Below are 20,921 nucleotides of genomic sequence, written 5' to 3'. Positions count from 1 at the left end.
CCAATGGCTATTTCTACCTATTGTGCGATTTTGTCTGGCATAGTGAGCTTTTTGCCGAGCTGCTGTTTCGGCAATGCCCCTCTGTCTCATTTCCAACACAATTTCGTACATTAGCGACAGTAAATTAAAACATCATTTCCCTTGAATAATAAAGCTAAGATCACAGACCCAAATGCGGAAAATCCTGAACGGTTTTTAAAACTCAGGCTGGCAAAACCTAAAACGGTTGCCGCCGGTATGACCGCAGTACTTTCCAGTGCCAAACACGTATTTGGAGAGATGGATGTGGCCAGGGGGATGAAGGCTTTACTTGCACTCAACCAGAAGGATGGTTTCGACTGCCCGGGTTGTGCCTGGCCCGACCCGGATGGGGTGCGCTCTAAGATAGCCGAGTACTGCGAGAACGGTGCAAAAGCGATAGCTGAGGAGGCTACTACCAAGAAATTGGGAGCACAATTTTTTAAGGATAATTCGGTGTTCGATCTGGCTAAGTTGAACGACTATCAGATAGGTAAAAAGGGTAGGGTGGCCGAGCCAATGTACCTGCCCGAAGGGGCTACACATTACCAGCCAATAAGCTGGGATGATGCGTTCAAGAAGATGGGCGATAAGCTCAATTCTCTGGCATCGCCCGATGAAGCTGTGTTCTACACATCGGGCCGCACTGGTAATGAGGCCGCATTTCTCTATCAGTTGTTTGCCCGCGAATACGGCACTAACAATCTGCCCGACTGCTCTAATATGTGCCACGAATCTAGTGGTGTAGCTTTGGGTGAAACGCTGGGTCTGGGTAAAGGATCTGTGAAGCTGGAAGATTTTGCAAAGTCGGAAGTGATTATCATACTAGGGCAAAATCCGGGTACCAATCATCCGCGTATGTTATCTGCATTGCAGGAAGCAAAAGAGGCAGGATCTACTATCATATCGGTTAATCCGTTACCGGAGACGGGGTTGATAGGGTTTAGTAATCCTCAAACAGTGAAGGGTGCATTGGGGATCAAAGCACGACTTACAGACATATTCCTGCAGGTGAAGTTGAATGGCGACATGGCCCTTTTGAAGGCAATAGAATTGTTGCTGCTGGAGGAAGAAGAAAAGAAGCCGGGATCTGTTTTTGACCTGGAGTTCATTAAGAATAATACAGCGGGTTATGAGGAGTTTATCAGTAACCTGAAAAAATATAAGGTAGAAGAACTGGCGGAAGCTGCCGGCATAAGCATGGAGCAGATACGTGAGACTGCTGATGTGTTCAAAAAGAAAGGCAAGATCATAGCCTGTTGGGCCATGGGCCTTACGCAGCATAAGAATGCAGTGGCTACCATACAGGAAGTAGTGAACCTGATATTGCTGAAAGGCAGTATAGGCAAACCAGGAGCAGGCACCTGCCCCGTACGTGGACATAGCAATGTGCAGGGCGACAGAACAATGGGTATCAATGAAAAGGCGCCTCAAAAGTTCCTCGACAGTATAGAACGTGTTTATGGTTTCAGGCCACCGCAGGCGCACGGATATGATGTGGTGGAATGTATACATGCTATGCACGAAGGCAAGGCTAAGGTGTTTATAGCTATGGGCGGCAACTTCTTATCAGCTACGCCGGATACTACCTATACCGCTGAAGCTATGCGCAACTGCGATATGACGGTTCACATATCTACTAAGCTCAATCGCAGCCACCTGATACATGGCAAGGAAGCACTGATACTGCCGTGCTGCGGCCATACCGACATAGACATGGTAAATGGTGAAGCTCAGTTCATTACCTGCGAGAACTCTATGGGTGTAGTACAAATGTCGAAGGGTAGCCTGAAGCCAATATCTGATAAGCTGCTCGGCGAACCAATGATCGTAGCGCGTCTGGCAATGGCCACCTTTGGCGACAGGAGCAAGATCAACTGGAAGCTGTATACAGAACACTACGATTACATACGCAACGATATAGAACTGACCATACCCGGCTTTGGCGACTATAACAAACGCGCAAGAATATTGGGCGGCTTCTACTTGCCTAACGGACCAAGGGAAGGTAAGTTCAGCACAGCGAATGGCAAGGCCAATTTCACTACATCTGATGTCACCAAAATAGAACTGGCTGAGGATGAGCTGATGATGCAGACCCTACGCAGCCACGACCAATTCAACACCACCATCTACGGCCTTGATGACCGCTACCGTGGGGTATACAACGAGCGACGTGTGATCTTTATGAACGAGAAAGACATTATCCGCCTTGGCTTTAAAGACGGTGATATCGTTGACCTTTACAACAACCACGGAGGCGTAGAGCGCATAGCCCGCAAATTCATCATCATCCCGTTCAGTATACCCGAGCAGTGCACCGCTACCTATTTCCCCGAGACCAATGTACTCGTACCTATAGGCAGCACCGCAGATAAAAGCAATACACCAACATCGAAGATGGTGATACTGAAACTAAGGAAGCATGTTGGATAGATGGTTCAAAAAAAAGGTTAACAATCCTGCAGATAGATACATGGATCACTTGGATAATATTTTTCAGGTTACGCCATCTTTTTATGAAAATGAATCGAAAGATAATCGTTATCCCGGAGTAACATCGCTCGTTTATGAGGGCATTCCGGAAAGGGGTTTCGTAACAGGGTTTACTTACGGGTTGTCACTAATTAAGCACCCTGCGTGGAAGTTCGGGAGACCTGAATTGACATTGTCTGTCAAGTCTGATTGTGGAGAATGGGGGCAAGCAGTTGGTTATATTGCCAATAAACTAAGGGGGGATTGTCCCTTCAGTTATGGGAACGTGATCAATTTTGAAGTGCCCATTGCACCTGATTCAGAGATGTCGGCGTTTTTTATATTCGCCCCTAGTATCATTACTAAGGATTTGTATGCGGATATCGAAATAGGTGCCGACTTCAGAATTAACATCGCGGCACTATATCCTATTTATGAGTCTGAAATAGAAGTCTTTAATACAATTGGACTTAATGAATTCTGGCATCATCCTGATTTTGATATGTATGATGTGAATAGAAAGAGGATAGCAGTCTAGGGAGTTTTTATTGCACCATTTTCTCTTGAACCAAACAGCTATCAAACTTTGTAACAAATCAACACTATGAAAAAGCAAACAATTTTCTTATTTCTCGTGCTGTGCTTCTTTACCCGCTGCGGCATCGAGGTTACAGACCCTCCGCAACATAAAGCATACCTTGATCTTTATGTAGCTGCGCAGAAGCCGATTTATAAAATGAACCCTATTCTGAGACGCTATAGCGCAATTGTAACAGCCGTTGTTAGCGACGAGATGAACGGGAGAGATGATAGTCTTAAGCGATATAAAGACTCTATTGACTTTTATAATGGAATTTTGAATAGTGAAATGTCAACGAATGTTATTGCCGTGCAATACCTAAAGGAAGTTGATATGGAGTTACCTATAAAGGAACACACGCTGGAGCATTGGCGGCAGTGCGATATATTTTTGAACAATGTGAAATTATGGCTGAATGAGCCACGTGGGTCCGAAAAGTCTGAATATCTAAGAAACGAGGTGGTGAAAAGTGGCAAAAGCACAATGAACGCGGGGTACGACATGGTGCATGCCGCGGATAGTTTTACAATAAAGCACAATATAACCCTGGAGGAATTGAGTGTGAATGGACTGCTTGACTAGCATTCTATGAGATATCCCGGCAAATTTCTATCTTGTAAGTAACAAATCAACACTATGAAAAAGCAAATCATACTCTCACTATTCCTTTTAGTTACTTCCTTTATGTGCAAGGCGCAGGGCTGTATTAGATTCTACCCGATACACCCGCTCGATCACCCGCCAAAATCGCTTTTCATTTCGGTTTATAACCCTAACGATACCTGTATATGCAATAATCAAGTAGGGTCTAAGGAGAATGCAGATGAATGTGTTACGTCGATGGTCATCTATGATTTTGTAAGCAGTTACGTGAGGAGCCATAAGCAAAAACCGCTTTTGTCGACTAAACCGTACCGTTGGTATCAAATCAGCGTTGTAATAAAATTGGGTAATGAAACCTCCACATACGCTAATCTACAGAGGAAACCTGCCATAAAGTATTTATCAGAGCTCAGGCACCAGCTTATTAGTGACAGTAAATACAATACACAACCTAATGTTGATGTCATTATTCGCTGGCTGAATAGGAAAATAGCAGATTTTTCTGAAGGTGTTGAAACTGAATACGAGGAGTGACTGCATACAAGAACGTTAATAAAGGGAAACAATGAGTACTGAAGAAGAAAGGCCACATCTACGTTATTTCTTATCTTGTCACAAATCAATCCCTCAAAATAGAATCAGTAAGTGCATATGAAAAGGCTTTTAAGATTAGGGGTAGCGGTCAATTTGTTATTTGCTGTATTATACGTTCTGGCGTATGTTAACAAAATGGTTTCTATTAAATATGATTTTGAGGATCCGACTTTTGGCTATTCTAAGTTGTTAATTGAAGGCCTTTACCGAAGTAATAATATAGATATGATCATGAATGCGGTGCTCGTGCTCGTTAATTTGAATATTCTTATAATTGTATTGGTAGAACTTACGAAGCAGAAGGAAAATTGATCAGTATGTGCAGAGCCACAATTACAAATAGTACGTGGCTAAAATGCCTGGGCGTTATTCTAATTTGTGTAGTGCTCTGTAGTTTTCTAATACCTACTATAGAGACATCGGTAACCGGGCATTTGCGGTCGAAGAGCCATAAGGATGTAAGTGGGTTTACAGTTTTCGTAAAGGGTACAGGTGTGTCTATGATCGGTTTAGATATGCCACATACAGATAAGAATGGCAATTTTATTTTAGCATTTAATGTGGGCTCGGAACCCGGAGATATCTCATTTTATTTTGTGAATAAGCTTCACGATACTCTTCTGCTAAACCGAGTAAATCATCTCATTAGCGAAACAACTGAAATGACGTTTTGGATAAAGTGATATAGAAAAATGCACCTAAGGTTTTACCTCTTTCAGGCAGGCTATATATGCCATTGTTTGTTCTGCTTCTTTTTCGGGGATGGACTGGGGAGCGCCAGCCAGTTGGATCTTCACTATTTTCTTGTTGGCGAATAGTGCCATATTTTCCTCTTTGATTGGGAAGAAGCCTTGCAGCACATATTGCCCTGAGTGGGCTACAGATGGGGCTGATGCGTATCCGCCGGAGATCTCGGTAGCTTCCTGTTTGCAGGTTATTTTTACTTCATCGTTCCTTAATGTTGTTCCGTCTTCAAACTCAATCACCACGCCTACTGCATCGAAATGAGGTGCGAGGTCGTTTACCTGCAGCAGCAGACCAAAGTATACATTGTCTTTGAATTGTTTGAGTGCTCTTACATGTTTTAGCTGTGGACTACTGAAAGTAGTTGTACCCTTATCGTCTATAGATCTGTTTATTTTCCTGCAAGGGTCTTTTTGGGCGTAACAGAATGTGGGGATAATCACTACCAGTAGCAGTAAAAGTTGTTTCAAATTCATAGTGTGATTTTCAAGTTTAATGATGAGTATGTCACTTTTAAAAAGACGACACGCCTTAAATCTTGCAGCAAATGGGTTATTTAGTATAATCGCCTGAGCAGCTGAATGTAAATGTGCCTGCTTTTCCTGAAAAGTTGTGGTGCAAGTTGGAATTGTCTGAAAGGTAAATGGTGCCGGTAAGAGTATCGGGGTTGGTAGACGGATTGACTATCTGGTCCACATAGTTAACCTGTTGTTTGTCGGCACTTAGCGTGCCTACAATAGTGTTGCCTGTGCCTAAGTTGTTGGGGTTATTGATCAATACCTCATTGGCGTTACTGGTTGATTTGCTAAGGGTCATGATAACGTCAATGCTGCCCGATGGGTTGCAATTATCGTGTCCGTGCCATGTGCCGTATATAGATACATCGGTACACGTGCTACCCGAATAACCTGTGGGGCATGAGCAGGCACCATCTTTACACGTGCCGCCATGCAGGCATACAAGCGTCTTGCACTTGTCTGTTTTGTCTTTTGTGCATGATGTATATACCGAGGCAGACAGCACGCATGCTGTGATAATTGTGCTGAGCGTAAAGCGGCGGATCGATGTCATAGGGTAGTAGTTTTACCGGTTCAAATATACTTTTTTTGTTACAATGCCCTTTAGACAAGTGCATGCACTTCAATTGGCGCAATTATCATGCCGATTTAGTTGAAAGGGGGCAATGAATACCGGAAGCAGCTGGTGCCAGAAGTGATCTTGTGTTTCAATACCTGGTATAATTACCTGAGAAACTGTAAACACTGCCATTTCTATGCGTATATACCTGCCGCATATGATCTTTGTCTATCAGCGTAAATGTGCCCGAAAATGTGTCGGTGGCAGTGAAGGAGCCAGTGACGAGGTTGTCGTAAGACAGGCTTTTGCCGTATGGACCGATCACGCCATTTACAAACTGTTGCGATCCGCCCGCGTTAGTTATGCTCAGCTTGGTAGGGTCGGGTGATAGAGCTATCGTAATGTATACACTATCGTAGTTGCCGGTTGGTGAGCATGAATCATCGCCACGCCAATGCCCCTCCAGCGTCAGGAAGTCGCAGTTATAGCCCTGGTATTGGAAAGGGCAAATGCACTCGTCATTAACACAGTATCCACCATTGTTGCAGGTAAGTGTACACTTGCCATCATTGCTTTTTATGCAGGAACTGTAAAAGAGGGTACAAAGCGTTGCTACAGTAATGGCCAGACTTATTGTGATTCTTCTTAGTGATCTCATTGTGATTTCTATTTTCTATAGTTATTCAAACGCAGTTTACTTCTCCACTTGCCTTATTCATTCCTGTATGATGCATTCCAGTGCATTTTTCTTCATTGCTACATCTGCCAGATCACTAAAGATAATGGTTCTTCTACCATCATTATAATCACCTTCTAATAATCCTGTAGTGTCATTGACTTTTGCGCCGCTTGGGAATACCAGCATTATGCGGCCCTTGAACAGGTTGAACACGGCAATCTCCCGCTTGTATTCTTTAGGATCAAAAGGTTGCATTTCCCCAGTGTAGTAGAAACAGGGATTGTTCCATTTTATGTGTTCGCCTACCTGCTTGTCTGCGCCAAGCATTATCTGCCTGATGGTTTCAACAGTCTCTGCAAGGGCAGGATCCAAATTATGTATATGCCGGTCTACGAGTTCTGAATCAGTGAGTTTTATTTTCTCGGTTTTTTTCGATGACATTATGTAGTAGAATTAAGATTTACAGTAACGATAGTGAATTGCGGTCATTGAGCTAACGAAGTGGGCTTAATGAAACATGCGATACCTTCGGCATCGACCATAATTATTAGTCGATTTTTCTATAGACCTGTGATGCCTTCAGCATCATGACATGTGTTCCAAATCCATAAGTCAACCACTTTGTCCAAATGGGCACATAGCATTTTTAGTACCGGAGATAATATTTTATTGCTATCACCTTATTACTGCTATTTTTTTTATTGCTTTATTACCTTTTTCATCTTGCAGCGACAAGTAATAATTGCCTGATGGTAATTGTTCCGGTAGATCTAGCCGGAGTGTACCTGACCCCGCGTTATAACCTGTATGCAGAACCACAGCGCCAAGCATATTGCGCAGAGTGATCTCTACTTGTTGTTTTGCCGGGTTGGTTATAGCAATGTTGATGTACTCGCTAACCGGGTTGGGATACACATGGGCACTGAACGACTGTAGCGAAGGACTGTGGATGTCTGAAGTAATACCTTCTATCCACTGCACAGCAGTAGAAACCATATTGTCTATGCCCAGGCACACACTGTCTCTTACAAACCATATGTTGCTATCTACGGGTACTTCGGTATGGGTCATATAGGAGGTGGGGGCACCCGACTGAAAGAAGTTGGCTAATTGCATACTGGCGTAAAACCCGGGGTAGGGGAGGGTAATGGAAGTTGATGATCCGTAAGCGCCCGCAGTGCTTTTGCCGAACACTTTTACATTAGGGTCATGTTTGAATAGTACAGGGAAAAAATCGCCCGCGCTTACTGCGTTGGGTCCGGTGAGTATAGCTATCGGGTGATTGAAATAATGAGGGTCATCGTCGGTAAGATCATACCAGGATGTCAATCCGACATTAGAAAGGTTGAGCCTGTTCGCATCATATCTGTCGCCATAACCCACCCAAGAAACGTCGGCATCATTAAGATATTTGAAGGTAGATTCAAATGCCAGAAAACCACCCCCAAAGTTGGTGCGGATATCATAGATCAGGCCGGTAACGAGGCTGTCTTCTACCAGTCTCTTGGTAGCATTCAATAGTTTATTGCCGGTGGCGTCGGTACAATCATACATGTATACGTAGCCTATCCGGTGTCCATGTATCACATTGGCCGAAATATTGACACCGCTGGAATAGTACTGTGTATACGTAGGTATGTTCACACCTGCTACCGGCATCTGTTCAGTAGGAAAATCCTGGTAAGAAAATCCGGTCATCAATGTTGTGGGCAGGTTTACGATCGATCCGTCGCACTTTTTTATGTTGATAGTATCGAAGAGGTACCAGTTTTCACCGGCAGCCTGCACATAACGGTGCATAGTAGCCGCATCTGTAGAGCCGAGGTAAACAGAATTGGGTAGCTGGTTGTTGAGCATGGTCTTTACGATCTTCAGCCATGGCTCACTGTTGTAGCCAAGAATGATGTCGCCCCTTTCCAGGCCTAAAGGATGTCCGGCATGCACGGAATACACCATTGCCTCTGTGTCATTGAACGTAGTGATACATGCACCGAATTTGCCCGACTCATCTCTGAACAATGGCAGACCGCGATAGATAGATGGGGGGTAATTTACGGTTGCATCATGAAAGCCCGAATGACCATCGTTGATCTTTCTCATGAAATCATTAGCAATCGCTGCAAATCTGCCCTTACTTACGCCGTGCATTATCTGTGTGTCAATAGCTGTTACTATAGAGTCCCAGTTGTAAGCAGGCAGGTTTATATAGCAGGCGTAGAAAGAATCGAAGTGTTTCCAAAAGGTGTTGAATTGCGCCATCTTCTGAGCATCAGGTAAACCGGCACCCCATGTTGAGTCGACCAGGTGCGCCCAGCGGCTGGAATCGAAATTATAACCCGGTCCGCTGTTGGTAGTTTTGGCTGCTGGGGCATTGGCGTATTCTGCCTGAGACAGCCGCAATTTATGTTGCCTTAACGGCAGGTTTTCTTTCGATATGTTCAAGCGTGGCAGCTCGTTTTGGGCTGTTTGGGCATGCGCGAAAGTGACAGCAAAAAACAGAGACAACAGGACAAAGTATTTCATAAAACCGGTTTGGGCGAAAGGTTAAAGTTATTAAAGTTAATTACATGTACAAAACGGATGAAAAGAGGCTACCCTTTTTTCGCCGTGGTGCAAATAACTGTTCACAACTTCTGTGCCATTTAATGATATCGATGGCGCTACTCTAAGCGGCCATATTCTGTTGTAAGTGAGGATTTGCTTTTTCAAGAGTTGCAGGCATATTGACTTCAGCTATTACCCGGCGTGCATCGCCCATGAATCGCCTTTCGGACTGCGGCAGGCAATATTGCAACAGGTTGTAGTGCAGCCATTTTGAATTGACCAGTCTGCCGCGGAAGCGAATGGTCTCGTTATCGCGGATGTGCCTGAACGTATTGAGCAGGTGTTTATAGTCTTTAAAATCCTGCTCGGTGATAGGTGGTGCTTCGGCTTTTTGGGTAGCAGGAGTATTTGTCGGTGTCTCGGTGGTTTCGGGTGCTTGCTGAGGTACGCGTCTGGGCCTGGCAATTGCCTTTTCGCCCGATAATTTTCGCAGCTTATCCAGACAGCCAATAAGTTTACACTGCATGGCAATGTCTTGTGATGTGGGGTGTCGCTGGCCTTCTTCACGTGCGTTGATAGCGCCTTGTAGTGCCACAAGTTGGGTGCAGATGTTGTTGGAGATGAGGGCGTAACGCTCGTTGAGCGACTGGCTGGTTTGTTGTTCGTTTGTCATATGATACAGTTTTGAGACTGTAAAGTTGTGACAAATAAAAATACCATTTTGAAAATCATATCCACATTTTTTGCGTAAAAATCTGACGTAAGCCTTGTGTGGCAAGGGATACAGCATGGTCAAAGTCTGTGGATATGTTTTTTTGAGGGGTAGAATCAGCTGTTTTCTGTATTTCGTAATCTTATTGCTATGCCAATATGCTTCACGTTGTATGTCCAGGTTTTAAGGATGATGGACATGCACAAGCCTTCGAGTTCTGATATGATGCCTAGTATCAACGCTATGGGCAGAAACGGCATAGCTATCCCGAATCCCATTATGGCAATAGTAGCGATAAGTAGTGCTACGCCAAATATTTTAGCACTGCGGGCGTGATAGCTGGCACCTCGTCTGAATTTGTAGAGGTCGTAGACATACCTTACAGCTTCAAGGCCCAGTATAGTGTAAATGCCCCATGCGTAGGTGGCAAATATTGCGGGGTAGGCTAAGTACATACCTGCCAGTACGCCCAGAAAGAACACAGTGTCTGCAATGCTGTCCCATTGCCTAACGGCCGCAGTTTCTACGCCATATTTACGGGCTAGTACACCATCATAATAGTCGGTAGCGGCAGCAATAGCTAACAGCAGAATGTACGGCCAGCCGAGCAGGTTGTGATCGGCCATAAATATAGCTGGAATGGTCAATGCAAACCGCAGGTATATGAGTAGCCAGGGCAGGTGTTTCATTTAATGAAAGTAATAATATCCTGTTGATGTTTTATCTGTTATCTTACAACCAATATTGAATAGTATGGATGAGGATATAGAACTGGCAATAGAGTCTGCAGATGGGGTGATAGATTGCAGGCTGGAGCCGAAGAGGAATGAAGATACAGATGAGTTGTATTACAGCGTTACGATATTGTATCCTGATATGGTGAGTGGTTTCTTTAGGTCTGAGATCTATTGTTATGACCTGGTGCGTGTGGGTGGTTCGCATGTGTTTGATAGCGCAGTGGAGGAGAAGATAAAGGCGCTGGAGGGGAAGTTGGGCGAGGCTGTGAGGAAGGCGAGGTGAGGGGTGTGTCTGAATCACAGATTATTAAAGGATTGCACAGATTTCACAGATTGGTTAATTTGATAAATGTCTCGACTATGAAGATTATTACCTTTGTTGTTAGTTTATTATTTGTTTCTTTTAATTCTTCAGGTCAGGTATTTACCACAAGCAAAACAGCTTTGGTCAATGAAGTGTTATCAGATACTGGGATGGGATATGGCTACTACATTGGATTAAAAGTAAAATCGCCTAGTGACGATACAATTAAATTGATGGTTACCCAAAGCCAATTTCTCTTTTACTATTTTCAATCAACAAAAAGTTGGACAGGGAAACACTTCATTGAAGAGATGAAGCAATATCTACTTACCAACAGAGTGCTTACCCTAGAGGATGGGTATCTCAAAACTAAACTTCTGCATAGAATAGATCAATGTGGTTACGGAACATGGAAGACAGATAGTCTTGTTCATTTTTTTAATAGCTTGTCACATAAAGAGCGCAGGGAAAACCAGTGTTTGATCTATGAATTGTTCACTAGAAAATTTGTAACCGGACAGGCAGAAACCAGAACTGAAATTTGTAAGCCATTGGATATAGGGAAGATGAGTGATTATTAGGGTTTTTATAGTTGGAAATCAAATTACTTGGGTTGTTTCGATTGTTATTATAGCTACAAAGCAAATACGTCCCGATACTAGACTGCTTCGTGCCTCGCAGTGACCGTTCGCTTTAATTTTTCGTAGTTGGAGTTTGATTGCTGGAATCCCTAATAATTCCTTGTAGTGTCGTTATAGTAGTCTCAAAGAAGTTCGTCCCGATGGTTGTCGGTCAGAGACCGACAACGGGCGTTTGATACGGTAATTGAGCTATTAAGCAATTAAGCCATTGCGCCATTAATGGCGTTTCCATCTTACCGCATAGCTGAGGTAGAAGTTGAAATCAAAGGCGGAGGTTTTGTCGCCGCGGCCATAGCCGGCTACGTAGAGCGGGGAGAGGTCGTTGAAGGATTTGCCGTTGAGCAAGAATTTACCGCGGATGTTCCAGCCGGCCATGAGTCCTTTGTATAGTTCTACACGCACACCTGCTGTTATCTCCATCCAATAGGCATTAAAGCTCTTGCCGGCAAGGCTACCTGTGTTATTACCCCATAGAGAGTCTATTACTGTATAGGTAGCTGCACTGCGATCTATACCGGCTGTTGCCAGGCGCAGACCCATAAAGAGGCCGCCCCAGTCTTTAGCGTCCTGCCGTGGGAAAAGGTATTTATTAAAGCCTGCCCTAAAGAAGTAATTGGATGTGTTGTATTTGAGATCGGTATAGGTAACTGTAGATGTGCCCCAACCACCCTCGGCAGCAAGGTATAGTTCGTTCTTCAGGTAGTAGTCAGCTGCAAATTCATAGCCGTATTTATCGGTAGAATAGGCATTGATAACCGGGCGCAGAATGTTTATGCCAATGGTTAGCTGATGGCTGCCCAATTCTATTTTAGGGGCTTTAGGTGTGTCAATAACGGCAGAGTCGGCCGGTACCATAGGCATGGTGTCTATGGCTGCTACCTGTGCTTTAGCGTTGATGGCTCCGAAGAGCAGGAAGCTAAAAACCAGGATGCATGTATATCTTAAGGTGCTTTGTATTGACATCGTTGGTGACACTGGTATTGGTGATGATAACTGAATCTACGTGGTTTTTGGTAGTATGTACTGAGTCTATTGCATAAAAATCTGTATAGCCACAGGCATTGGATAAGAACTGCAATTTGCGCTTGTAATAAAAGCTCATTGTATCAAAGCTGGCAGCGGTCAAAAGAGATGCTGAATCGGCCAATACCAGCCATTTGCAGGAGTCTGCAACAGGTGACAGTGAAATGGTAAAGTAAGCTGATGGCGAAGTATAGATCACTGATCTGTTGCCACTATCTGTTATAGCAGTAAAGACGGCTTTAGGCAGACCTGTATCTGAGAAGCTATTCAGAGCGATGGCGCTATCTGCGGCAAAGTGTACGAACCTTAAATTAAGACTTGCAATCTTAGGTGTAAGGCATGGCTGTCGCTCTTGCGTGCAGGCCATGAATGCCGATCCGATAAGCAGGATGCCTAATAACCGCAACCCGCTCCTGTAAAGGGAAGCGGGTTTGCGGAATAAGTATTGAATGATCTGATTAATCATTGAGTGTATTCAGTATTTTGTCTATTTCGCCTATCACATTGTCCAGCTGGCGGGTCATGTGCTCCTTGTCTTCGGCAGTTATGTCGGTATTGCCCAACTGCACACTTACCATACCATTGTCCAGCGACGTTACCTTCTTGTTCAGCTTTTGTATCACCTTGTTTTGTCCCTCAATGGTGGCGCGCAGGCGTGCATTGTCGGCCTGTACGGCAGCATACTTTTTTATCAGTGCATCCAGCTTGGTGCTCAGTAGGTCCAGTGCCTCCATTTAAGATCTTATTTGTGCGTTAAGCTTGTTGGTATAAACATCGATCAATTGCTTCATCACCTGCTCTATCTCTGCATCGGTAAGGGTGCGATCCTGCAGTTGGAACGTGTAAGAAAGTGCATAAGACTTCTTGCCTGCGCCCAGCTTTTCGTTTTCAAATACGTCAAACAATCCGAAGCTCTGTAATGAGTCTATCTTTAGTTTTTCAGTTTCGTCCTGCACCTGCTTGTAGGTAATTTCCTTGTCCAATACAATGGCCAGATCGCGCGCTACTGCCGGAAACTTAGGTACTTCAGCATACTTTATCTTGTGCGCTGCCATAGCCTTTGTCCAGGTGTCCCAATGAATATCTGCAAAGAATACATCCTGCTTTACGTCCATCTGCTTTAGTTTGGCGGCAGATACACGGGTCATCGTACAGAGAATGTTGTTCTTCCACTTCCAGGTGGTTTCCAGTGTGTCGCTGTTTTCAGCAGGGTAAGAAAGGGTGGTATTAGTAATGCCGCTATAGGCCAGCATATTACCTATCATACCCTTCATGTAGTAGGCATCAGCCTTTTGGGCTTTCTGGTTCCACTGTGCTGATTTTACATTGCCGGTTATCCATATGCCCAGGCGTTGCTCCTGTATGTACTTGGCCTCACCACCGTGGTGGTATACATTGCCAAATTCAAACAGGCTCAGATCCTGACTCTTGCGGTTGCAATTGTATTCTATTACTTCCAGTCCGCTTTCCAGCATGCTTGGGCGCATTACATCCAGCTCAGCACTCAGGCTGTTGATCATGCGTACCAGGTTTTCCTGGTTAGGGTAGTACTTGCTGTTGACAATAGAGTTGGTTACAATCTCCTGTACCCCCATGCCACATAGCAGTTCTGCCATCCGCTCTTTCTGTTGCCTGTCTCCCGGCAAAGCCTTTGTGAGGGCTATGTTGAGACGGCCTGTAAGCTGTACGTTATCCAGTCCATCTATGCGGAGTATTTCTTCTACTATATCGGCGGGCTGAGATACATCGGGTTTGTTAGACGGTACTTGCAGTGTAAGTCCATCGGCAGCTTCGGCAATGATCACAAAGCCTAATGCCGTTAGTGTTTCCTTTATTGCTGCGGGTGTATATTCTTTACCGCTCAGCTTGTGTATGTAGCTATAAGTTATAGTTACTTCAACAGGTTGTAGTGCAGTAGGGTACAAGTCTGTAACCTCTCTGGCTATTGCTCCGCCTGCTATGTCTACGATCATTGCAGCAGCACGCAGCAGAGCTGGTAATACATTATTAATGTCCACACCCTTCTCAAAGTGAGTAGCGGCATCAGTACGCAAGCCGAAGTGGGTGCTTGTGATGCGGATATGCCTTGAGTCGAAGTAAGCGCTTTCGAGGAATACATTAGTTGTGGCGTCGGAGATGCCGCTGTATGCTCCGCCAAAGACCCCGCCAATACCCAATGGGCCGTTGGTGTCGCAGATCATCAGATCGGTAGCACGCATCTTTCTTTCCTTATCGTCCAGGCCGGTGAAAGGCGTGCCATCCGCAAGGAATTTTACGATGATCTGGCTACCTGCTATTTTATCTGCATCATATGCGTGCAGGGGCTGGCCATATTCATGCAGTACGAAGTTGGTAATATCTACTATGTTGTTTATGCTGCGAACACCAATAGCAGTAAGCCTTAGCTTCAGCCATTCAGGAGATTCGCCCACCTTTACGTTCTTCAGGCTTACACCTGTGAAGCGCGGACAAGCTGCTTGTGCTTCTACAGACACATTGATTAGGTTGCCCTTAGCAGTTGTATCATTGCTGATAGCCGGCATTACCACTTCGTGCTTGCCGCCCTTATGATGAGTGAGGTACGCACAAACATCGCGCGCCACGCCTATATGGCTGTTGGCATCGCTGCGATTGGGTGTAAGACCAATGTGGATTGTGAAATCTGTTTCGGGGATATTGAAGTAATCTTTGGCCAGAGTGCCTACAATAGCGTCTGCAGGCAAGATCATGATGCCTGCATGACTTTCTCCAAGACCAATTTCGTCTTCAGCGCAGATCATGCCTTCGCTTTCTTCGCCACGTATCTTTGCTTTTTTTATCAGGAAAGATTCGCCATTGGTAGGGTGTACGGTTGTGCCAACAGTTGCTACCACTATCTTTTGGCCTGCAGCGACATTAGGCGCGCCACAAACTATTTTCAGCGGAGTTTCACCACCAACATTTACTGTAGTAACGCTCAGCTTATCTGCATTGGGGTGTTTGCCACAGGTGAGTACTTCACCTATCAAAAGCCCCGCAAGACCGCCGCGCACGGCTTCAGAGCGCTCAATGGCCTCTACTTCAAGACCTATAGAAGTTAATATCTGGCTTAGTTCGTTTACTGGTATAGCTTCCGGCAGATAATCCATCAGCCATTGGTAAGAAATGGTCATTCTCTCAAATTGATTTCCGCAAAGATAATCTAGGATATACCAAAACCCATGAACTTAAAAAAATGCTTTAACAAAGTTACTTATCCCCATGAAAACCTGCATATTGTGTTAATAAGTTCTTAGTAACGAAATAGTTTGGGGATATCTCTTAGGATTTCGGAACTTTGTGTGCATAAACATGTGGATAAGGAGTGTGCATGAAGTAAGTAACTATTAGCAGTTGTTTTCTTTGCCGTTATAAAAATCGCGCCTACATTCGTCCTCCCCCACAACTGTTTCAACATCTTCTTTTTGTAAAGGTCAAAGGCTAAAATGCGGGCAACAAAAGAAGACCACAACGGGAAAAATATAAATTAAGGTACTACATAAGCTATTAATAAATAATGTCAGTTAACGTTAAAAAAGATTTTGGGAATACCAGGAGCCGTAAACCGGCCGATATGACCTCTATGGTATTTGGCAAGGTTCCACCTCAGTCATTAGAGCTGGAGGAAGCCGTGCTGGGTGCCTGCATGCTGGAAAAAGACACATTCGCGCAGGTGCTGGAAGTAATACAGAGCGCAGAGTGTTTTTACCTTGATGCACACCAGAAGATATATGCCGCTATGCGTCGTCTGTTTGACAAGGGTACGCCGGTGGATCTGCTGACGATCTCTGACGAACTGAGAAAGACAAATGAGCTGGAAATAGTGGGCGGTGCTTATTTTCTGACCCGCCTTACCATGGCCGTTATGTCTTCTGCACACGTAGAAGCACATGCACGTATAGTGATGGAGAAATTCATTCAGCGCGAACTGATCCGTATTTCGGGCTCGGTGATAGCTGATGCGTATGAAGACAGTACCGATGTGTTTGACCTGATGGATAAGGCCGAATCGGGCCTCTATGAGATAACGGATAAGCATTTACGTAAGAACTTTAAGAGCCTGCAGGACGTACTCGTGCAGACGATGAATGAAATAGATGAAGCCCGCAAAAAGACAGATGACCTTACAGGTGTACCATCGGGATTCAAGGGATTGGATCAGTTGACCTCAGGTTGGCAGAAAACGGATCTTATTATCCTTGCGGCTCGTCCGTCTGTGGGTAAAACGGCATTTTGTTTGAACCTGGCCATGAATGCAGCTATGAACCCCGGCAAGGAATTCCCGGTAGCGTTTTTCTCATTGGAAATGGGTGCGGGCCAGATAGTAAAAAGGTTGCTAAGTGCGGTAACCGACGTGCGGCTGGACGCTATAACCCGCGGTAAAATGGCTGACCATGAGTTCATACAGATGTCTCAGCGTATGGCCAAGCTGGCGCAAGCCAAGATATTTATTGATGACCAGGCAGCGTTGAACATATTCGAGCTACGTGCCAAGTGCCGCAGGCTGAAGCAGAAGCATGACATCAAGATGATCATCATCGATTACCTGCAGCTGATGACAGGTGGTGATAAGGGTGGTAACCGTGAGCAGGAGATCAGTAAGATATCAAGAGACTTGAAGGCCCTTGCAAAGGAGCTGGATGTGCCGGTGATAGCGCTTTCGCAGTTGAGTCGTGCGGTGGAAACCAGAAAGGAGTCGAAGGTACCGCAGTTGAGTGACCTCCGTGAATCGGGCGCGATAGAGCAGGATGCGGATATGGTTATGTTCCTGTATCGTCCTGAGTACCATGGTATCAATAATGATGAGATGGGGGAGACCATTGAGGGGGAAACCCATATCCACATAGCCAAGCATCGTAATGGTAGCCTGGGCGTGGAAAAGGTGCGCTTTATTAAAGAGTACCAGCGTTTTGTGGATTTGGAAGATAATAAATTCAGCCAGTTTGGCCCTGCACCAAGTGATAACCCCGCTGCGGGCATACGCCGCGATACCAGCGAGTTTGGTGGGTCTAAGATGTTTATCCCCGGCGGCTTCCAGACCATGCAGTCTAAAGCCAATGACGTGAACTGGGATGATGATGATCTGGGCGGGCCGGGTTCAACATTTAGTAAGAAGCCAAAGCCGGGAGATGAGGACGCGCCGTTTTAAAGAGGTTCACGCAAAGAGCGCAAAGAAGTATCGCAAAGAGGCGCAAAGGCAGGTTTTGAAGAGAGCGCAAAGAGTTGCTGAATAAATAAAATACACATAGGGTAAGATGAATTTGCAAAAATTTATCTTACCCTCTTTCATTTCTGGCACGTGTTTTGGAATAAGGGTTTTCACAAAATCGAAAACATCTTTTAAAACACACAAAACACACAGTAATGAAACAAATAGTTATCACCATCGCAGCACTCTTTATTGCTCTCGCAACCTTTGCCCAGAGCGATACACTCCATTTACACAATGGCAAAAACATAATAGGCACCGTACTGAAGGTAGGGGAGCATACAGTTACCTTCCGTTACATGCATGAAGACGTAGAGCAGGTAATGGGCAAGTATGCGGTAAACAGCATAGTATTTGGCCAGAGTGGCCGTCAGCAGGACGTTACGCCAAAGCTGAGTGTTAATGGCGAGCAGGATTGGGAGCATGTAATGGTAGTAGAAAGTGCTGATGAAATAGCCGGACTTATGCGCGTAGATGAGATACGTGGTAAGACCGCATTCATCAACTATCGCACAGGTGCCGGCAGCGACCAGACCGCACTAAAGAAACTAAAGAAAGAAGCAGCATCAAAAGGTTGCGCATTCGTACTCATGACCTCTGATAAGGAAATAGATCGTAAAAGTGCCAGTGGCGGATCTTTCGGGCAGGTGCAGTCTATTAAGAGAGGGGTAGCGTATAGTTATTAAAAGTAAAAACTTAAAATTTAAAAGTAAAAACCTTTGCCGTGATGTTTTGCGGCATAGAGAGGCTTTTGATCGTTATATTTTCAGCACGGCCATTGCATGTTTATGCAGTGGCTTTTTTTCTTTGGTTTTTGTAAATTTGTTACGGCTATATTATGTATGAATAAGAAAGTAGTTGCTCCTAAAATTGAAGATCGAAAATGGTGGACTAATCCGGCATTTGTTAGGGAGTTAGACCGAAGGCATGATGATCTTGAATCAGGCGGAGATAAAGGGTTGACATTGGAAGAACTGAAGATTTCGATAGAGCTTCATAAACAGAAAAGGCGAAAAATTTAAATTACTCGTCAATCATTTTCCGTACAAATCTATTATCCCATAGAATTGATACTTCTCGAAACCTTTCGGTATCTTTTTACTGCTAAACACTTGTTCTTTGCACCACTTGTATAATTTTTCTGTCATGTCTTTGTTTTGTGTATTGTCAGAATGATATTCAGATATCCTTAAATCATTTACATCCACGTATAGGTCAACGCAATGTCCGGCTACATCTATTGTGGGGCGAATAAAAACATCAAAAATTGCTTTTTGTTCACCATCACTTTTTAGGCCGAAAAGCGCTGCAACCGCGTCTTCAAATTTCATCCCATTATCGAGATTGGGTAAATAGAATTTATCAGGAATTTTGAGTTCATTGTACCGGCGGATAAGTTTAGGTGGATTGTACTTTTCTTTGTCAGGAACAACTGTATTGAATTGGACTCTCTGTATATCCAATGTATTGAAATTAATCCTGACTGCACTTCTTTGACTTGTCAAAACGACCAATGTGTTATTCTCAACATAGTTAGCATTCATCGCTATGTTCAGTTCTGTTTCTTTGTTTCTTGCTGAGTCGCATTGTCTTATGCATTCGAAATAGGAACTAGAATCGATGTAGCCGGTGTCAAGTTTTTTCAAAGCCTTTTTACCGTAAACCTCATTACATGCCTCACAACCATATTCTGCATCTCTGAATCCATTTATATCTATGTAATAGCTCCATTCAAAATAGTGTCCATTCTTAACTACATCCGTAGTATCGATAATGTCTCTCAAGAAAACATTTTTATATAAAACCCCATCTTTAAAAATCTCAATAATACGTCGGTTGAAGTTTATCTGGTCGCCATCGTTTCTATTGAATTCATTGATGCGCACATCGTTAATGGAATAAACTATTGCGAAGTAATGGCCGTCATCGCTGGTGTAGATATTGTTCCGGTAGTATTTATCAATACTGTAAAGAAGCTCATCTTTATAATAAACATTCGTTTTTCCTGAAGGCACAGTCGCAGATTCGTATGGGTTATATGCAATCGCTTCTACTCTGACTTTTTGCCCTTCTATTCTTTGTTTATATGGGTATGCGACCGGCCATGTTGTACCGTATGAGGTATATACGATAAAGATAAAAAATGAAAGTGCTATCCTACGCATGGATCAGGTTATTGCAACTAAAGATACCAATAATGCAGCGCACACAAAAAAAGCCCGCAGCAACGCCGCGGGCTCTATAAAGTAAGTATAAAAATTACTAGCGAAGGTCATTCACTTCTACGCCCGGGTGTGCTTTTGCATTCCATACGAAGAAGTCGTCTGCAACTGCTGAGTTGGTAACTACATTGCTGATCATATACTGTGTTTTGTTGCCGTTTTTAGCCCATATGTTGCCGCCAACTATCATAGAGGTAGCCTTGTCTACCAGCAGCTCTATTTTGGTGGTTTGTTTGCTGGCATCTATTGGAGTCAATTCAATTACGTCGCATTTTTTACCACCTTCTGTGCGCTCGCCGGCATACTTGTATTTGTATTCTTTGTCGTAGAAGTTCGTGAGCAATTTAGCCGGAGATATGCTCTGATCTTTAGGGTTGAATGTGCTTACGGTAACTTCTTTAGCATCAGCGCTGTAGGTCCATACTGTTTTGTTATCGCAGATGATCTCCTGGCCGGTAAGGGTTACATGGTATTTAGTTCCTTTTATTGCTATTGTTCCTTTCTTAGAATCACTCACTTTGCCGCCGGTCAACTTCAGTGCGAAATTGGCCTTGATGGTCTTCAGGGTATTTACTTTTTTAGTTACACCGTCCAATACTGCTTTGGCTTTTGCATCCTGTGCGTGTGCTGTTTGTGCCGCAAAGCAAAGAGCCAATGCGCATACTGATAATAATTTCTTCATCCTTTAATAGAATTATTGAGTGGTTAGAAAATCGGCTGCAAAGGTAAGTATGACAGGTA

Annotated in this window: 22 protein-coding genes; 9 read left to right on the top strand and 13 right to left on the bottom strand. The window is 44.2% G+C overall.

Annotation, left to right across the window (positions count from 1 at the left end):
* Window positions 1–141 precede the first annotated feature (141 nt).
* The 5 genes from CJD36_RS05405 to CJD36_RS05385 all read left to right on the top strand — a co-directional run bounded on the left by CJD36_RS05405 (window position 142) and on the right by CJD36_RS05385 (window position 4,953).
* Window positions 142–2,454 carry an FdhF/YdeP family oxidoreductase gene (locus CJD36_RS05405; protein ID WP_205685561.1) on the top strand — a complete coding sequence of 771 codons (2,313 nt, stop codon included), beginning with the start codon at window positions 142–144 and terminating at the stop codon, window positions 2,452–2,454.
* Window positions 2,444–3,031 carry a suppressor of fused domain protein gene (locus tag CJD36_RS05400; RefSeq protein WP_205685560.1) on the top strand — a complete coding sequence of 196 codons (588 nt, stop codon included), beginning with the start codon at window positions 2,444–2,446 and terminating at the stop codon, window positions 3,029–3,031. The genes CJD36_RS05405 and CJD36_RS05400 overlap by 11 nt, the downstream gene beginning before the upstream one ends.
* Window positions 3,032–3,097: 66 nt before the next feature.
* The gene (locus CJD36_RS05395) at window positions 3,098–3,655 is read left to right on the top strand and encodes a hypothetical protein (protein WP_105038121.1); all 558 of its coding nucleotides are present in this window, start codon (window positions 3,098–3,100) and stop codon (window positions 3,653–3,655) included.
* Between the two features lie 54 nt (window positions 3,656–3,709).
* Complete coding sequence (locus tag CJD36_RS05390) at window positions 3,710–4,210, top strand: hypothetical protein (RefSeq protein ID WP_105038120.1); 501 nt, start codon at window positions 3,710–3,712, stop codon at window positions 4,208–4,210.
* A 377-nt stretch (window positions 4,211–4,587) separates the two neighbouring features.
* Window positions 4,588–4,953 (top strand): hypothetical protein, encoded by a 366-nt coding sequence (locus tag CJD36_RS05385; protein ID WP_133162515.1) that lies wholly within the window; start codon window positions 4,588–4,590, stop codon window positions 4,951–4,953.
* A gap of 15 nt (window positions 4,954–4,968) precedes the next feature.
* On the opposite strand, the gene CJD36_RS05380 is transcribed toward CJD36_RS05385, so the two are convergent.
* The 7 genes from CJD36_RS05380 to CJD36_RS05350 all read right to left on the bottom strand — a co-directional run bounded on the left by CJD36_RS05380 (window position 4,969) and on the right by CJD36_RS05350 (window position 10,715).
* Window positions 4,969–5,490 carry a hypothetical protein gene (locus tag CJD36_RS05380; protein WP_105038118.1) on the bottom strand — a complete coding sequence of 174 codons (522 nt, stop codon included), beginning with the start codon at window positions 5,488–5,490 and terminating at the stop codon, window positions 4,969–4,971.
* 76 nt (window positions 5,491–5,566) lie between these two features.
* Window positions 5,567–6,085 carry a hypothetical protein gene (locus CJD36_RS05375; protein ID WP_105038117.1) on the bottom strand — a complete coding sequence of 173 codons (519 nt, stop codon included), beginning with the start codon at window positions 6,083–6,085 and terminating at the stop codon, window positions 5,567–5,569.
* A 154-nt stretch (window positions 6,086–6,239) separates the two neighbouring features.
* Complete coding sequence (locus tag CJD36_RS05370) at window positions 6,240–6,749, bottom strand: hypothetical protein (protein WP_105038116.1); 510 nt, start codon at window positions 6,747–6,749, stop codon at window positions 6,240–6,242.
* Between the two features lie 57 nt (window positions 6,750–6,806).
* Entirely contained in the window at window positions 6,807–7,211 is a 405-nt protein-coding gene (locus CJD36_RS05365; RefSeq protein ID WP_105038115.1) for a DUF1801 domain-containing protein, read from the bottom strand.
* A 234-nt stretch (window positions 7,212–7,445) separates the two neighbouring features.
* Window positions 7,446–9,293 (bottom strand): S41 family peptidase, encoded by a 1,848-nt coding sequence (locus CJD36_RS05360; RefSeq protein ID WP_105038114.1) that lies wholly within the window; start codon window positions 9,291–9,293, stop codon window positions 7,446–7,448.
* Between the two features lie 142 nt (window positions 9,294–9,435).
* On the bottom strand, window positions 9,436–9,987 hold the full coding sequence (locus CJD36_RS05355) for a hypothetical protein (protein ID WP_105038113.1): 552 nt from the start codon (window positions 9,985–9,987) through the stop codon (window positions 9,436–9,438).
* A 155-nt stretch (window positions 9,988–10,142) separates the two neighbouring features.
* Window positions 10,143–10,715, bottom strand: a complete 573-nt coding sequence (locus CJD36_RS05350) for a CDP-alcohol phosphatidyltransferase family protein (RefSeq protein ID WP_105038112.1) — start codon at window positions 10,713–10,715, stop codon at window positions 10,143–10,145.
* Window positions 10,716–10,779: 64 nt separating this feature from the next.
* On the opposite strand from CJD36_RS05350, the gene CJD36_RS05345 reads away from it, so the two are divergent.
* Both CJD36_RS05345 and CJD36_RS05340 read left to right on the top strand, forming a co-directional pair.
* A complete protein-coding gene (locus CJD36_RS05345) occupies window positions 10,780–11,046 on the top strand; it encodes a hypothetical protein (RefSeq protein WP_105038111.1) in 267 nt (88 codons plus the stop codon).
* 77 nt (window positions 11,047–11,123) lie between these two features.
* Entirely contained in the window at window positions 11,124–11,648 is a 525-nt protein-coding gene (locus tag CJD36_RS05340; RefSeq protein WP_105038110.1) for a hypothetical protein, read from the top strand.
* A 276-nt stretch (window positions 11,649–11,924) separates the two neighbouring features.
* Here CJD36_RS05340 and CJD36_RS05335 read toward each other — a convergent pair whose 3' ends face one another.
* From CJD36_RS05335 to pheT, 4 genes are read right to left on the bottom strand one after another with little or no spacing between them, the layout of a single operon-like run.
* Window positions 11,925–12,671: a DUF6048 family protein gene (locus tag CJD36_RS05335; RefSeq protein ID WP_105038109.1), complete on the bottom strand. Its 747-nt coding sequence runs from the start codon at window positions 12,669–12,671 to the stop codon at window positions 11,925–11,927.
* Complete coding sequence (locus CJD36_RS05330; protein ID WP_133162514.1) at window positions 12,625–13,197, bottom strand: DUF6452 family protein; 573 nt, start codon at window positions 13,195–13,197, stop codon at window positions 12,625–12,627. Before CJD36_RS05330 ends, CJD36_RS05335 begins: the two co-directional genes overlap by 47 nt.
* The gene (locus CJD36_RS05325) at window positions 13,190–13,465 is read right to left on the bottom strand and encodes a hypothetical protein (RefSeq protein ID WP_105038107.1); all 276 of its coding nucleotides are present in this window, start codon (window positions 13,463–13,465) and stop codon (window positions 13,190–13,192) included. The genes CJD36_RS05330 and CJD36_RS05325 overlap by 8 nt, the downstream gene beginning before the upstream one ends.
* Window positions 13,466–15,883 carry a phenylalanine--tRNA ligase subunit beta gene (pheT, locus tag CJD36_RS05320; RefSeq protein WP_105038106.1) on the bottom strand — a complete coding sequence of 806 codons (2,418 nt, stop codon included), beginning with the start codon at window positions 15,881–15,883 and terminating at the stop codon, window positions 13,466–13,468. It abuts the gene before it with no gap.
* A gap of 383 nt (window positions 15,884–16,266) precedes the next feature.
* On the opposite strand from pheT, the gene dnaB reads away from it, so the two are divergent.
* Both dnaB and CJD36_RS05310 read left to right on the top strand, forming a co-directional pair.
* Entirely contained in the window at window positions 16,267–17,898 is a 1,632-nt protein-coding gene (gene dnaB / locus CJD36_RS05315; RefSeq protein ID WP_105038105.1) for a replicative DNA helicase, read from the top strand.
* Between the two features lie 215 nt (window positions 17,899–18,113).
* A complete protein-coding gene (locus tag CJD36_RS05310) occupies window positions 18,114–18,644 on the top strand; it encodes a hypothetical protein (protein WP_105038104.1) in 531 nt (176 codons plus the stop codon).
* Window positions 18,645–18,992: 348 nt separating this feature from the next.
* Here the strand turns inward: CJD36_RS05310 and CJD36_RS05300 are convergent, their stop codons facing one another.
* Both CJD36_RS05300 and CJD36_RS05295 read right to left on the bottom strand, forming a co-directional pair.
* Window positions 18,993–20,123, bottom strand: coding sequence for a hypothetical protein (locus tag CJD36_RS05300; RefSeq protein WP_105038102.1), 1,131 nt, complete (start codon window positions 20,121–20,123; stop codon window positions 18,993–18,995).
* Window positions 20,124–20,220: 97 nt separating this feature from the next.
* Window positions 20,221–20,862, bottom strand: coding sequence for a LolA family protein (locus tag CJD36_RS05295; protein ID WP_105038101.1), 642 nt, complete (start codon window positions 20,860–20,862; stop codon window positions 20,221–20,223).
* Window positions 20,863–20,921 lie beyond the last annotated feature (59 nt).

This window comes from Flavipsychrobacter stenotrophus (genome assembly GCF_002954265.1).
Lineage (GTDB): Bacteria > Bacteroidota > Bacteroidia > Chitinophagales > Chitinophagaceae > Flavipsychrobacter > Flavipsychrobacter stenotrophus.
The sequence above is the reverse complement of the archived record's forward strand: the minus strand, read 5'-3'. Positions and strand labels throughout refer to the sequence as shown.

Bases quoted from the DNA above. Each gene is read 5' to 3' on its own strand.
- CJD36_RS05400 (WP_205685560.1), top strand. From the start codon at position 2,444: ATGTTGGATAGATGGTTCAAAAAAAAGGTTAACAATCCTGCAGATAGA.
- CJD36_RS05395 (WP_105038121.1), top strand. From the start codon at position 3,098: ATGAAAAAGCAAACAATTTTCTTATTTCTCGTGCTGTGCTTCTTTACC.
- CJD36_RS05390 (WP_105038120.1), top strand. From the start codon at position 3,710: ATGAAAAAGCAAATCATACTCTCACTATTCCTTTTAGTTACTTCCTTT.
- CJD36_RS05385 (WP_133162515.1), top strand. From the start codon at position 4,588: ATGTGCAGAGCCACAATTACAAATAGTACGTGGCTAAAATGCCTGGGC.
- CJD36_RS05380 (WP_105038118.1), bottom strand. From the start codon at position 5,490: ATGAATTTGAAACAACTTTTACTGCTACTGGTAGTGATTATCCCCACA.
- CJD36_RS05375 (WP_105038117.1), bottom strand. From the start codon at position 6,085: ATGACATCGATCCGCCGCTTTACGCTCAGCACAATTATCACAGCATGC.
- CJD36_RS05370 (WP_105038116.1), bottom strand. From the start codon at position 6,749: ATGAGATCACTAAGAAGAATCACAATAAGTCTGGCCATTACTGTAGCA.
- CJD36_RS05365 (WP_105038115.1), bottom strand. From the start codon at position 7,211: ATGTCATCGAAAAAAACCGAGAAAATAAAACTCACTGATTCAGAACTC.
- CJD36_RS05360 (WP_105038114.1), bottom strand. From the start codon at position 9,293: ATGAAATACTTTGTCCTGTTGTCTCTGTTTTTTGCTGTCACTTTCGCG.
- CJD36_RS05355 (WP_105038113.1), bottom strand. From the start codon at position 9,987: ATGACAAACGAACAACAAACCAGCCAGTCGCTCAACGAGCGTTACGCC.
- CJD36_RS05350 (WP_105038112.1), bottom strand. From the start codon at position 10,715: ATGAAACACCTGCCCTGGCTACTCATATACCTGCGGTTTGCATTGACC.
- CJD36_RS05345 (WP_105038111.1), top strand. From the start codon at position 10,780: ATGGATGAGGATATAGAACTGGCAATAGAGTCTGCAGATGGGGTGATA.
- CJD36_RS05340 (WP_105038110.1), top strand. From the start codon at position 11,124: ATGAAGATTATTACCTTTGTTGTTAGTTTATTATTTGTTTCTTTTAAT.
- CJD36_RS05335 (WP_105038109.1), bottom strand. From the start codon at position 12,671: ATGTCAATACAAAGCACCTTAAGATATACATGCATCCTGGTTTTTAGC.
- CJD36_RS05330 (WP_133162514.1), bottom strand. From the start codon at position 13,197: ATGATTAATCAGATCATTCAATACTTATTCCGCAAACCCGCTTCCCTT.
- CJD36_RS05325 (WP_105038107.1), bottom strand. From the start codon at position 13,465: ATGGAGGCACTGGACCTACTGAGCACCAAGCTGGATGCACTGATAAAA.
- pheT (WP_105038106.1), bottom strand. From the start codon at position 15,883: ATGACCATTTCTTACCAATGGCTGATGGATTATCTGCCGGAAGCTATA.
- dnaB (WP_105038105.1), top strand. From the start codon at position 16,267: ATGTCAGTTAACGTTAAAAAAGATTTTGGGAATACCAGGAGCCGTAAA.
- CJD36_RS05310 (WP_105038104.1), top strand. From the start codon at position 18,114: ATGAAACAAATAGTTATCACCATCGCAGCACTCTTTATTGCTCTCGCA.
- CJD36_RS05300 (WP_105038102.1), bottom strand. From the start codon at position 20,123: ATGCGTAGGATAGCACTTTCATTTTTTATCTTTATCGTATATACCTCA.
- CJD36_RS05295 (WP_105038101.1), bottom strand. From the start codon at position 20,862: ATGAAGAAATTATTATCAGTATGCGCATTGGCTCTTTGCTTTGCGGCA.